Source organism: Paraburkholderia tropica (assembly GCF_014171495.1).
GTDB classification, from domain to species: Bacteria; Pseudomonadota; Gammaproteobacteria; order Burkholderiales; family Burkholderiaceae; genus Paraburkholderia; species Paraburkholderia tropica.
In genome coordinates, this window is record NZ_CP049135.1 from 1,473,448 (window position 1) to 1,485,617 (window position 12,170).

Consider the following 12,170-nt stretch of genomic DNA (forward strand, 5'->3'; position numbering starts at 1 on the left):
CACCTAGACTGGCGTCATGCCATCGACGATGGCGGTGCAGCAGAAACGCGATGCCGTCGCACTTCCGCGCGGCGCGCTTGATCCACGAATGCAGCGAATTCAACGAACCAGGAGTCGATCATGTCCCGTCTTTCCTCCATCAAGCCCGAAGAAGCCACCGGCGTCGCCGCCGACGTTTTCGCGAAGATCCGCAAGGCCGTCGGCAAGGTGCCGAACGCCTACGCGACCATCGGCACGCACAGCCCGGAAGCGCTTGCCTCGATACTCGGCGTGGAAGCCGTGCTCGCGGGCGGCGCGTTGTCGAAGCCCGATATCGAAGCCGTGAAACTCGCCGTGAGCGAAGTGGCGGGCTGCGATTACTGTCTCGCCGCGCACACGCTGGCGGGCAAGTTCGCGGGCCTCGCGCCGGAGACGATGAAGCAGATCCGCGCGGGCGACGCCAGCGGCGACGCGAAGCGCGACGCGCTCGTCCACTTCGTGCGTCTGCTCGTGCAAACGCGCGGCACGGTCGCGGAAGCCGAGGTGCAGGCGATTCGCGCCGCGGGCTATACCGAGCGCCAGATCGTGGAGATTGCGCTGGCGATTGCGTCGATCACGTTCACGAACCTCGTGAACCGCATCAACGATACGACGCTCGATTTTCCGGCCGTCGCGTAAGCGGGTTCACGCGCCTTTCGCCGCGAGGCGAGGGCGTCGAACCCGGCGACAGGCCACGTGCGCCGCCGACATAAAACGTGCCACGAATCATGAGTATCGATTCGAGGAAACGCCTTGGATGTGTGCATATGCATACATAGAATGAAACGGTGCATGCAGCGATTGTGAGTGTCCATGCTGTTCCATCGAATGACTCTGGAGAGAACACGATGAGCCTGTCGAATTCCACCCCGAATTCCCCCCTCAATACGGGCGCGAACGCCGCGCGCGAGATCGTGCTGTGCCATCCCGTGCGCACGGCGATCGGCGCGTACAACGGCGCGCTCAAGGGCGTGCCCGCCACCGAACTGGGCGCGATCGCGGTGCGCGAAACGCTCGCGCGCGCGAAGCTCGATCCCGCGCTGCTGTGCTCGGTCGTGCTCGGCAACGTGATCCAGGCGGGCAACAAGATGAATCCCGCGCGCCAGGCGGAACTGGGCGGCGGCGTGCCCGTGCAGGTGCCCGCGCTCACCGTGAACCGCGTGTGCGGCTCGGGCGCGCAGGCGGTGGCGAGCGCCGCGCAGGAAGTGCTGCTCGGTCTCGCCGATGTCGCGCTCGCGGGCGGCATGGAGAACATGGACCGCGCGCCCTATCTGCTCGACGGCGGACGTTGGGGCTATCGCATGGGCAACGCGCAGATCCACGACAGCATGCTGCGCGACGGTCTTGTCGATGCGTTTTCGGGCGAGCATTCGGGCTGGCACACCGAAGACCTCGTGACGCAGGCGCAACTCACGCGCGACGAGCAGGACCGCTGGGCCGCGCGTTCGCAGCAGCGTTTCGCGGCGGCGCAGGCGGCGGGGCGTCTCAAGGAGGAGATCGTCGCCGTGGAATTGAAGGGCAAGAAAGGCGTGGAGCGTTTCGACACCGACGAAGCGCCGCGCCCCGACACCACCTTCGAGGTGCTTGCGAAGCTCAAGCCCGCGTTCCGCCCCGACGGCACGATCACGGCGGGCAACGCGCCGGGACTGAACAGCGCGGCGTCGGCGATGCTGGTGGCCGAGCGCGGTTTCGCCGAGGCGCACGGTCTCGCGCCGATGGTGCGGCTCGTGGCGTGGGGCGTGGCGGCGGTCGAGCCGGGTCTGTTCGGCCTCGGCCCGGTGCCCGCCGTGCAGCTCGCGCTGCGGCGTGCGGGCTGGTCGCTCGGCGACGTCGAGCGCTTCGAGATCAACGAGGCCTTCGCGGCGGTGCCGCTCGCGGTCATCAAGCAACTGGGCATTCCCGACGACATCGTCAACGTGGAAGGCGGGGCGATTGCGCACGGTCATCCGATCGGCGCGACGGGTGCGATTCTGACCACGCGTCTGGCCTGGTCGATGCAGCGCGACGGCGTGCGCCGGGGCGTCGTGACGCTGTGCATCGGCGGCGGCCAGGGTATCGCGCTCGCGCTCGAGAAAGTATGATGGCCGGGCGCGCGCATCGGCGTGATCGACGTGATCGACGTGATCGACGAAACGGCGCGCGCGCTCCAGATCCACGAAATTCACGAGATTCACGTGATGGCGAACGAAGCACGAGAAGGTGACCGGCAATGACGAAGCGAGTGACGCGCGAGGAATGCAACTGTTTTGCACTGCGGCAGGCGGCGCGCTTCGTCACGCAGCTCTATGAGCGCCATCTCGCGCAGGCGGGCGTGACGGCCGCGCAGTTCACCATTCTCTCGCGCCTCGCGGGCCGCCCCGACGCCACCGCCGCCGAACTTTCCGACGACCTCGTGATGGACCGCACCACGCTCGTGCGCGCGCTCAAGCCGCTGCAGCGCGACGGCCTCGTGCTCACGGCCGCCGCCGAGCACGATACGCGCACGCTCGTCTACCGGCTCTCCGCGAGCGGCTTGCGCCGCTACGACAAGGCGCACGCGCTCTGGCAGGACGCCCAGGCGGAATTCGAAAAGCATATGAAGCGCGATCGCGCGAAGGCGCTGCGCGCCGAACTGTTCGCGCTCACCAAAGCGGCGGCGTGATGCGTTGTGCGTAGGCGCGCGCTTACGTAGCTTTCAGCGCGCGGGCAGCCTCGCAACCACTCGCCAGCACGGGCATCCCCGAGTATCCCCCTGCGTCCCGATCCGGCGCGAAAATGGCATGATGGGGCTTCCAGAGATCGACGCATCGCCGCCGGGTTCTCATGAGACGCCACCGTCCACCTTTGCCGCATTTCATGCGTGACCCGTCGCATCCGGCGTGGCGCGACATCGCGCTCTCCACGCTGCCGGTCGCGCTATTCTGCATCGTCGTGATCGGCCTGGTCGTGTGGCTCGTCGATCCGGCGCCGCCGCGCGCCATCACCCTCAGCGCCGGTCCGCGCGACAGCTCGTTCATGCAGATGGCCGAGGCGTATCGCACGGTCCTCGCGCGCAACGGCGTGAAGCTGAAGATCCTCGAATCGGACGGCTCGGTGCAGAATCTCCAGCGTCTGCTCGATCCCAAATCGAAAGTCGATCTCGCGTTCGTGCAGGGCGGCGTGGCCGACGGCCAGGACACGCGCTCGCTGATGTCGCTTGGCAGCGTGGCATATCTGCCGATCGTGGTGTTCTATCGCGGCTCCGGACTCACGCAGCTTTCCGATCTCGACGGCAAGCGCATCGCCATCGGCCGCGTGGGGAGCGGCACGCGCGAACTGTCGCTCAAGCTGCTCGATGCGAACGGCATGGACCCGGGCGGCGACGCCACCTTCCTGCCGCTCGACGGCATGGAGGCGGCCACGGCGCTGGTCTCGAACCGCGTCGACGCCGCCATGCTGAGCGGCGATTCCACCACGCGCACGCTGATGCTGCGCCTGCTGAACATTCCCGGCATTTCGGTGATGAGCTTCGAGGAATCGTCGGCATATACGCGGCTTTTTCCGTATCTGGAGGCCATCGACCTGCCGACCGGCGTGCTCGATCTGCGCCGCCGCGTGCCGCCGCAGACCGTGCATCTGATCGGGCCGACCGTGGAGATCGTCGCGCGCGACACGCTGCATCCGGCCATCTCCGATCTGCTGATCGAGGCCGCGAGCGAAGTGAACGGCGTGCCGGGGCTGCTGCAGCGCTCCGGCGAATTTCCGAGCCCGGTGGCGCACGATTTCCGCATCAGCGAAGACGCCACGCGTTACTACAAGTCGGGCAAGAGTTTTCTCTATCGCAACCTGCCGTTCTGGCTCGCGAGCGTGACCGATCGGCTGCTCGTGCTGCTGTTGCCGCTCGCGGTGCTGGTGTTTCCGGCGCTGCGTGCGATTCCGGCGCTGTACCGCTGGCGCGTGCGTTCGCGCATCTATCGCTATTACGGCGCGCTGATCGCCATCGAGCGCGACGCGCTCAAGCACACCAACGAAGAGGAACGCCATGCGCTGATCGACGAACTCGACGAGATCGAACGTTCGCTCAATACGCTGCGCATGCCGCTTGCGTATGCGGATGCGTTCTACGTGCTGCGCGAGCACATCGGCTTCGTGCGCATGCATCTCGCGCCGACCGAGCGCCGCACGGCCAACGCGGAGCACTGATCCGGCGAGGCGCGCTTCGATGTCCTGCGCATTGTTGCGTTCCGCGCATTTGCGCGCTTCATTGATGCGTCTCCTGAAACGCTGCGCTTTCGCGGCTGCGCGGTTGACACCGCGGCTGCGCGGCTCGTATTTTGGCGGGTACGTTTTGCGCGCAGGGATATGCACAAGTGCGCTATATAACAGTACGTCGCGTGCTTCATGTTCTTGACGCACTTCGCACGCGTCGCACTTTGCAGAGCGCATCAGAACACACACCATCGCGCCCATCAGCAATCAGGAGGACCGTTACGTGAACTCGTCCGGTGTACGCCAGCGTGCTGCCTGGCTCCTGTGCGCCGCGCTCGCGGCCGCACCGCTCTTCATTGGCCCGTCCGGGCCGCGTTCCGCGCTCGCGCAAAATGCCGCGCACCTGTCGAGCCAGCAACTCGATTCGCTCACGGCGCCCATCGCGCTTTATCCGGACGCGCTGCTCGCGCAGGTGCTGATGGCCGCCACGTTTGCGCAGGACGTGCAGGCGGCGGCCGCGTGGTCGAAGGCCAACCCGAAACTGCAGGGCGACGACGCCGTGAAAGCCGTGGCCTCGCAGCCGTGGGACCCGAGCGTGCAGTCGCTGGTCGCGTTTCCGCAGGTGCTGGCGACGATGGAGTCGAAGCCCGACTGGGTCGCGCAGATCGGCAATGCGTTTCTCGCGCAGCCCAATGATGTGATGGATTCGGTGCAGCGTCTGCGCACGCAGGCGCAGAAGGCGGGCAACCTCAAATCGAACGAGCAGCAGAAGGTGGTCGTGCAGCAGGCGCCGAGCAGCAGCACGCAGACGATCATCATCGAGCCGGCGAATCCTCAGGTGGTCTACGTGCCGACCTATAACCCCACGGTGGTGTACGGCGCGTGGCCGTATCCGGCGTATCCGCCCGTCTACATGCCGCCGCCTCCGGGTTACGCGCTCGCCACCGGTTTCGTGAGCGGGCTCGCGTTCGGCGCGGGCGTGGCGGTGGCGAATTCGTTGTGGGGCGGCTTCGGCTGGGGCACCCACGACGTGAATATCAACGTCAATCGCTACAACAACATTAACGTCAATAACCGCATCAACGCCAACACCAGCACGGCGAACTGGAATCGCAACACCAACGTCGAGCGCCGCAACCAGAATTTCAACAACGCGAATATGAATGGCCAGCGCAATAATTTCCGCGGCTACGACCAGTCGCGTTCGCAGGCCATGCAGACCTTGCAGAACCGCACCGGGCAGAACATGGGCGGCAATGCGAGCGAGCGTTTGCACGACATTCAGCAGGGCGGCAACCGGCCTGGCGCGAACGGCGCGAACCGGCCGGGCGGGAACGGGCCGAACGGCGGGGCCAACGCGCTGAACAATCGCGACAATCGCGACAATCGCAGCAATCGCGGCGAGGGTGCGCAAGGCGGACGCATCGGTGGCCAGGGCGGCACGCAGAACAACGCCGCCAATCGGGCGCAGAACGCGAATCGTCAGAACGAGATCGGCAATCGCGCGCAAAACGCGAATCGCGACAACGCGTTGCGCGGCGCGGGCGACGGCGGCGCGGCGCGCGCCGATTCGCAGCGCGGTCAGCAAAGCCGCCAGGCGCTGCAGAACCGCGGCGGCGGGGGCTTCGGAGGCGCTCAGGCGGGCGGCGGCGCGCGTCCCTCGTTCGGCGGCGGCGGCGGTGGTGGCGGCCGGGTCGGCGCAGGCGGTGGCGGCCAACGCCACTTTGGCCGCAACCGTTGAACCCCGACAGGAGACTCGCGATGATCCGCAATCAAGCACGCCGTTTGCCGCAAGGCGCGCCGCGCCGCGCGCAGCCCCGCTCCTGCGGGTGGATACGCGCCGGGGTGTCGGCTGCCGCCGCGCTCGCGTTCGCGCTGGGCGCCGCACCCGCTGCATTCGCGCAGGCCGTCTATCCCACACCCGACGCTGCGGCCGAGGCGTTCACGAACGCGCTCGCCACCAACGACCACGACGCGATGAAGCACGTGCTCGGCAGCGACTTCCAGCAGTTCATTCCCACGCAGAACATTGGCCGCGAGGACATCGACGACTTCCTCGGCGCCTGGTCCAAGGGCCACGAGATCGTGCCCGACTCGCCGCCGGTTGCGGGCAAGGCCAGCGCGCATCTGGCCGTGGGCGACAGCGGCTGGACCTTGCCGATCCCGATCGTGCAGGGCGCGGGCGGCTGGCGCTTCGATCCGCGCGAAGGCGCGAGTGAAGTGCTCACTCGCCGCATCGGCCGCAACGAGCGCTCGGCGATGCTCACGGCGCTCGCCTACGTCGACGCCCAGAACGACTACAAAGGTCTCACGCAGCACTACGCGCAGCGCTTCGTGAGCACGCCCGGCACGCACGACGGCCTTTACTGGCCGGCCGGTCCCGGCGATACCGAAAGCCCGCTCGGCCCGCTTGCCGAAACCATGCCGCACAACGCGAAGATCACGCCGCAGGAGGGCTATCACGGCTATCACTTCCGCATCCTCACGGCGCAGGGCGCGCATGCGAGCGGCGGCGCGCGCAATTACGTGGAGAACGGCGAACTGACGGGCGGCTTCGCGCTGGTGGCGTGGCCCGCGCAGTACGGCAAGACCGGGGTAATGAGCTTTATCGTCGATCAGGACGGCAAGCTGTATCAGAAGAATCTTGGGCCGAATGGGGCGCGCGTGGCGGCGTCGCTGAAGGCTTTCGATCCCGATCCGTCGTGGCAGCCCGCGACGCCTTGAGCGGCTGAGCGGGCGGGCGGCGAGGGCGCGCGTGTCGGCCTTCAACGCCCGGTCACGATAAATCGGGCAGAATCGTTGCCGAGCGGGGTGCGGCGCGCGAGCGTCGCCCTGCTTGCGCCTGCGGACAGGACAGGCGTGGCGCCCGTCAGACGTCGGGCACGCGGATTGCTGTACCACTGCGCAAATTCTTATTCGTGTGGAGATAACGACATGCAACGACGCAACTTCATGCTTTCGGCGGCCGCGGCGCTCGCCACCGGCGGTTTCGCGCTCGCGGGCTGTACGACTACGGGTACGAACAACTCGAACGCGGCGACTGATATGTCGAAGCGCCAGTCGATCGACGCGAGCGTCGACAACGCCATGACCAAGCTGTACTCGACGGTACCGGGCTCGCGCGAACTGATCGCCAAGTCGCGCGGCGTGCTGGTGTTCCCGTCGGTGCTGCAGGCCGGCTTCATCGTCGGCGCGCAGTACGGCGAAGGCGCGCTGCGCGTGGGCGGCTCGACCTCGGGCTACTACAGCACGGTGTCGGGCTCGTTCGGCCTGCAGGCGGGTGCGCAGTCGAAGGCCATCATCTTTGCGTTCATGACGCAGGAGTCGCTCGAGAAATTCCGCGCAACCGACGGCTGGGCCGCAGGCGCCGACGCCTCGGTCGCGCTCGTGACGATCGGCGCGAACGGCGCGGTCGACACCAACACGGCGACCCATCCGGTCGAAGTGTTCGTGATGACCAACGCCGGTCTGATGGCCGACGTCTCGCTCGCGGGCACCAAGGTCTCGCGTCTGAAGATCTGAGCTGACCCAGGCGATCCATGACCGCGCCGGCCGCCGGGCCGGTGTCACTCGATGTAGAAAGGGCAAGACGAAACGTCTTGCCCTTTCTTTTTTACACGCCCGATTCTGTCGATATTTCCCCTCTCTACGACGCCGGCAGAGGAACACGCTGCGATGACGTACAAAGTTAGCGTAATATATCAGCGGACATAACGGGCGGAACGTCGCGGACGCGTCATGAAAAAAGATGCGCGGCGCCCACCGGATCGGGAGACAGGCGATGTTCATCCGGCAACTCAACTACCTGGTGACGCTGGCCCGCGAGCAGCACTTCGCGCGCGCCGCCGAGCTATGCAACGTCACGCAGCCGGCGCTGTCGTCGGCGATACGCAGCCTCGAAAACGAACTCGGGCTCGTGATCGTACGCCGCGGGCGCCGCTTTCTCGGCCTCACCGAGGAGGGCGAACGCGTGCTCGGCTGGGCGCGCCAAACCATCGCCGCGCTCGATCACATGCGCCAGGACGTGTCCGCGTCGAACCTGCTGACCGGCACGGTCAGAATCGGCGTGATTCCCACGACGATGCCGGTCGTGAGCATGCTCATCTCAACGTGCCGCGCGGCGCATCCCAAGCTGAGTTTCGCGGTGCGCTCGCTGAGTTCGGACGCCATCTTGCGCCAGCTCGACGACTACGAACTCGACATCGGCTTCACCTATCTCGACGATCACACCCAGGCCGGTTTCGAAGTGCATTCGCTGTATCGCGAACGCTACGTGCTGGTTTCGCCGTCCGGCGCGGGCGAGAGCTCGTGCTCGGGCGCGCGTCGCTGGGACGCGCTCGGCGATCTGCAATTCGGTCTTCTGGATTCCTCAATGCAGAACCGGCAGGTGATCAACGCTGCGTTTCGCCGCGCGGGCGTTCAACCGAAAGTCGTGCTCGAAGCCGATTCGCTGCTCACGCTGATGTCGAATGTGCAGCACGCCGGTTTGCACACGGTGCTGCCGCATAGCGTGCTGAGCGTGATGGACAGCACGCGGCGCGATGCCGTGACGCCGCTCGAACCCGAACTCACGCGCGAGATCGGTCTGATCGCGCGCGATCTGCCGTCGCGTCCGCCACTCGTTGCGGCCTTGTGGAAGGCCGCGAAACACCTCGACATGCAAACGCGTTTCGACGCTTTCATAGCGCGGCCACACGCACCGCGAGAAGCGTTGCCCGCCGTTTGATAAGTCGCGTTTATCAGTTCATACGTCGAAAGAATTGGATCGCCATCGAGCTTCTCGTCGACACTCTGTCCGTCGATCGATCGCATGCAGCGCGGTCGTACAACCGGCGGCGCCCAGAGCCGCCGGATTCCCGTCCATTAGAGTGGAGACAACATCGTGGCTAAAATTGTTTGTGTGCTTTATGACGATCCGGTCAACGGTATGCCGAAGCAGTACGCGCGCGACACGATTCCCGAAATCACGCGTTATCCCGACGGACAAACCACGCCGACGCCGCGCGCCATCGACGTCACGCCGGGTCATTTGCTCGGTTGCGTATCGGGTGAACTGGGCCTGCGAAAATATCTGGAATCGAAGGATCATCAACTCGTGGTGACATCGAGCAAGGACGGCGCGGACAGCGTGCTCGACCGCGAACTGCACGACGCCGAGATCGTGATCTCGCAACCGTTCTGGCCCGCGTACATGACGGCCGAGCGCATCGCGAAGGCGCCGAAACTCAAGATGATCGTGACCGCGGGCATCGGCTCCGATCACACCGATCTGCAGGCCGCGATGGATCGCGGCATCACGGTGGCGGAAGTCACGTACTGCAACAGCAATAGCGTCGCCGAGCATGTGGTGATGACGACGCTGGCGCTCGTGCGCAATTACATGCCCTCGCATAACTGGGCCAATAGCGGCGGCTGGAATATTGCCGATTGCGTCGAGCGCTCGTACGACATCGAGGGCATGCACGTGGGCACGGTGGCGGCGGGCCGCATCGGTTTGCGCGTGCTGCGTCTGCTCAAGCCGTTCGACATGAAGCTGCATTATCTCGATCGCCACCGTTTGCCGGAGTCGGTGGAAAAGGAACTGAATCTCACGCATCACACGAGCCTCGAAAGCCTGACGCGCGTGTGCGATGTTGTCACGCTGAATTGCCCGCTACATCCCGAAACCGAACACATGATCAATGCGCAAACGCTCAAAAATTTCAAGCGCGGCGCGTATCTGATCAACACGGCGCGCGGCAAGCTCTGCGATCGCGACGCGATTGTCGATGCGCTGAAAAGCGGTCAACTCGCGGGCTATGGCGGCGACGTCTGGTTCCCGCAGCCCGCGCCCGCGGATCATCCGTGGCGCAGCATGCCGCATCAGGGCATGACGCCTCACATCTCCGGCACGAGCCTGTCCGCGCAGGCGCGTTATGCGGCGGGCACGCGCGAAATCCTCGAATGCTATTTCGAGGGCCGTCCGATTCGCGACGAGTATCTGATCGTGCAAGGCGGCAAACTCGCCGGCGTGGGCGCGCATTCATACAGCGCGGGCAACGCGACGAAGGGTTCGGAAGAAGCCGCCCGCTTCAAGGCGGCCTGATCGCTTATGACGACTCCGTCCGCCGCTTCCGCAAGCGCTAACGAAGCCTCGACGTGGCGCACCCAGGCCGGCGGTATTCTGCTCGCCGGCCTGGGCGCGTTCGTTGGATTGGCTCTCGTGGGCGTAATGGCGCAAGAGACCTCGGAACCGTGGATTCTCGGTTCATTCGGGGCCACCTGCGTGTTGCTGTTCGGTTTTCCGGCCAGCCCGTTTTCGCAACCGAGAAACATCATCGGCGGCCATGTGCTGACCTCGCTAACGGGACTCGTCTGCTTGCATCTGTTCGGTCCCGGCTATATGCCGATGGCGATTGCGGCCGCATCCGCACTGATGCTGATGATGCTGACGCGCACGGTGCATCCGCCTGCGGGCAGCAATCCGGTGATTATCTTCGCCGCGCAGCCAGGCTGGTCTTTCCTGGTACTCCCAACCATGTTGGGCGCCGTCGCGCTGGTGCTGATCGGCTGGATTTACTGGTCGGTCGTCAAGCGGGGAGCGTGGCCGCATCGGCCGAAATGATTGGCGAAGGGGATCGTGCGGGTTGGTATGCAGACGCGCCGGGTCAGCGAATCGAATTCCGGCGCGTCTGCATTTCATTTTGCGTTATTGGCTGCGCCGGTTCGCAATGGCAATCTCTTCCGTCACGGCGAGAAACTTCGCCATATCGCCGGGCGCGTGACAATGCAACGGCGAGATGCGAACCGCACCGTCGAGATTGAACGATTTCAGCATGCGCCCGGAATACAGGCTGGTCGCGATCCGTTCATAGACGATCACACCGCGTTCTTCATAAGCGCGCACGGCGGCGGTCGGATCGAGATGATCGAAGCCGATGCCGGCGATCAGATCTCGGCGCGTAAGGTCGTCGTGATCCCAGAATACGTGCACGCCTTCGATTGCCCGCAGTCCGCGCTGACCGTCTACGCCGTCGAGCAATAGCGCAAGCAAGGCTCGCTCGTGCATTTCGATACGTTGCATGCCGTGCACGAACAATTCTCGCCGGTCGTCGGCGTCGCTGAATTGTGCGCCGATCCACGTCACGTAATCGACGATGGCGCTCACCACCGCGAATTGCGCGGGCGCGGGGCTGCCGAGTTCCCAGACACCTTTTTCCTTCGCGGCGAGCCGATGATGCGGAAGCGCCGCGAGCCGTTCGGAAAGCCACGTCACGCCCGAACCCCGGCAGCCGAAAAACTTGTACGGCGCGAAGTTGATACCGTCGACCGGCGTCTTTTGCAGATCGATTGCGGCGTGCGGCGCATGCTGAACCGCGTCGACGATGATGAAGATATCCGGCTTGCGCGCGCGCGCCCGTTCGACGATCTCGGCAATATCGAGCTTGGCACCCGAAATGTTCGACGCGTACATCACGCTCAATAACGCCGTGTCGTCGTCGATGAGCGCGACGATGGCATCGACATCGATACCGCCGGTTTCCACGTTGCTCGGCGCGACGCGCAGCGTTTTACCGGTGCGCTCGCAATACATCGTCATGGCATCGAACGACGACGGATGTTCGAGTATGGTCGTGACCGCGTTCGTGCCGGGCACGTTCTCCATGACCGCGCGCACCATCTCGAACATCGCCGCGGACGCGGTCAGCGAAAGATACACACTGCCGTTGCGCGCGTTGAGCATACGGCGAACGTCGTCTTCGCCGCGTGCCTGAATGTCCTGCAAAACGAGCGCGCGTTCGTGAATGCGCTCGGGACAATCGGGCAGCGCATCGACTTGCGCGAACGCTTCAAGCGCCGATTTCAATCTGAAAGAGCCGCCGGCATTATCGAAAAAGAGGCGCGCTTTGCCGTCGATATCGTGATCGACATAATGAAAGCGGCCCTTGATGGCCTCCATGAGCGAATCGGAAAACAACTGTCCGCGATGGCTGCTCATCTCTTTG

The 12,170-nt window shown here is 65.1% G+C and carries 11 protein-coding genes; 10 read left to right on the forward strand and 1 reads right to left on the reverse strand.

Features of this window, described 5'->3' with window-relative positions:
- Nucleotides 1-120 precede the first annotated feature (120 nt).
- The 10 genes from G5S35_RS21420 to G5S35_RS21465 all read left to right on the forward strand — a co-directional run bounded on the left by G5S35_RS21420 (nucleotide 121) and on the right by G5S35_RS21465 (nucleotide 10,789).
- The gene (locus tag G5S35_RS21420; RefSeq protein ID WP_065064337.1) at nucleotides 121-657 is read left to right on the forward strand and encodes a carboxymuconolactone decarboxylase family protein; all 537 of its coding nucleotides are present in this window, start codon (nucleotides 121-123) and stop codon (nucleotides 655-657) included.
- Nucleotides 658-866: 209 nt separating this feature from the next.
- Entirely contained in the window at nucleotides 867-2,099 is a 1,233-nt protein-coding gene (locus tag G5S35_RS21425) for a thiolase family protein (RefSeq protein ID WP_183038974.1), read from the forward strand.
- A gap of 128 nt (nucleotides 2,100-2,227) precedes the next feature.
- Nucleotides 2,228-2,659, forward strand: coding sequence for a MarR family winged helix-turn-helix transcriptional regulator (locus G5S35_RS21430; protein WP_065064334.1), 432 nt, complete (start codon nucleotides 2,228-2,230; stop codon nucleotides 2,657-2,659).
- A 161-nt stretch (nucleotides 2,660-2,820) separates the two neighbouring features.
- The gene (locus G5S35_RS21435) at nucleotides 2,821-4,179 is read left to right on the forward strand and encodes a TAXI family TRAP transporter solute-binding subunit (protein WP_065064332.1); all 1,359 of its coding nucleotides are present in this window, start codon (nucleotides 2,821-2,823) and stop codon (nucleotides 4,177-4,179) included.
- 289 nt (nucleotides 4,180-4,468) lie between these two features.
- A complete protein-coding gene (locus tag G5S35_RS21440; protein ID WP_183038975.1) occupies nucleotides 4,469-5,926 on the forward strand; it encodes a DUF3300 domain-containing protein in 1,458 nt (485 codons plus the stop codon).
- A 20-nt stretch (nucleotides 5,927-5,946) separates the two neighbouring features.
- Nucleotides 5,947-6,909: a DUF2950 domain-containing protein gene (locus G5S35_RS21445; protein ID WP_065064328.1), complete on the forward strand. Its 963-nt coding sequence runs from the start codon at nucleotides 5,947-5,949 to the stop codon at nucleotides 6,907-6,909.
- Nucleotides 6,910-7,119: 210 nt separating this feature from the next.
- Complete coding sequence (locus tag G5S35_RS21450) at nucleotides 7,120-7,707, forward strand: BPSL1445 family SYLF domain-containing lipoprotein (protein WP_065064326.1); 588 nt, start codon at nucleotides 7,120-7,122, stop codon at nucleotides 7,705-7,707.
- A gap of 259 nt (nucleotides 7,708-7,966) precedes the next feature.
- Nucleotides 7,967-8,911 (forward strand): LysR family transcriptional regulator, encoded by a 945-nt coding sequence (locus G5S35_RS21455; protein WP_176079737.1) that lies wholly within the window; start codon nucleotides 7,967-7,969, stop codon nucleotides 8,909-8,911.
- Between the two features lie 156 nt (nucleotides 8,912-9,067).
- The gene (locus G5S35_RS21460; RefSeq protein ID WP_183038976.1) at nucleotides 9,068-10,270 is read left to right on the forward strand and encodes an NAD-dependent formate dehydrogenase; all 1,203 of its coding nucleotides are present in this window, start codon (nucleotides 9,068-9,070) and stop codon (nucleotides 10,268-10,270) included.
- A 6-nt stretch (nucleotides 10,271-10,276) separates the two neighbouring features.
- Nucleotides 10,277-10,789: an HPP family protein gene (locus G5S35_RS21465; protein WP_124260670.1), complete on the forward strand. Its 513-nt coding sequence runs from the start codon at nucleotides 10,277-10,279 to the stop codon at nucleotides 10,787-10,789.
- 84 nt (nucleotides 10,790-10,873) lie between these two features.
- On the opposite strand, the gene G5S35_RS21470 is transcribed toward G5S35_RS21465, so the two are convergent.
- Nucleotides 10,874-12,163, reverse strand: a complete 1,290-nt coding sequence (locus G5S35_RS21470) for an aminotransferase class V-fold PLP-dependent enzyme (protein WP_065064319.1) — start codon at nucleotides 12,161-12,163, stop codon at nucleotides 10,874-10,876.
- Between the last annotated feature and the right edge of the window lie 7 nt (nucleotides 12,164-12,170).

What these genes read in the sequence shown, in the direction of transcription:
- G5S35_RS21420 (WP_065064337.1), top strand. Translation starts at nt 121, where the DNA reads ATGTCCCGTCTTTCCTCCATCAAGCCCGAAGAAGCCACCGGCGTCGCC.
- G5S35_RS21425 (WP_183038974.1), top strand. Translation starts at nt 867, where the DNA reads ATGAGCCTGTCGAATTCCACCCCGAATTCCCCCCTCAATACGGGCGCG.
- G5S35_RS21430 (WP_065064334.1), top strand. Translation starts at nt 2,228, where the DNA reads ATGACGAAGCGAGTGACGCGCGAGGAATGCAACTGTTTTGCACTGCGG.
- G5S35_RS21435 (WP_065064332.1), top strand. Translation starts at nt 2,821, where the DNA reads ATGAGACGCCACCGTCCACCTTTGCCGCATTTCATGCGTGACCCGTCG.
- G5S35_RS21445 (WP_065064328.1), top strand. Translation starts at nt 5,947, where the DNA reads ATGATCCGCAATCAAGCACGCCGTTTGCCGCAAGGCGCGCCGCGCCGC.
- G5S35_RS21450 (WP_065064326.1), top strand. Translation starts at nt 7,120, where the DNA reads ATGCAACGACGCAACTTCATGCTTTCGGCGGCCGCGGCGCTCGCCACC.
- G5S35_RS21455 (WP_176079737.1), top strand. Translation starts at nt 7,967, where the DNA reads ATGTTCATCCGGCAACTCAACTACCTGGTGACGCTGGCCCGCGAGCAG.
- G5S35_RS21465 (WP_124260670.1), top strand. Translation starts at nt 10,277, where the DNA reads ATGACGACTCCGTCCGCCGCTTCCGCAAGCGCTAACGAAGCCTCGACG.
- G5S35_RS21470 (WP_065064319.1), bottom strand. Translation starts at nt 12,163, where the DNA reads ATGAGCAGCCATCGCGGACAGTTGTTTTCCGATTCGCTCATGGAGGCC.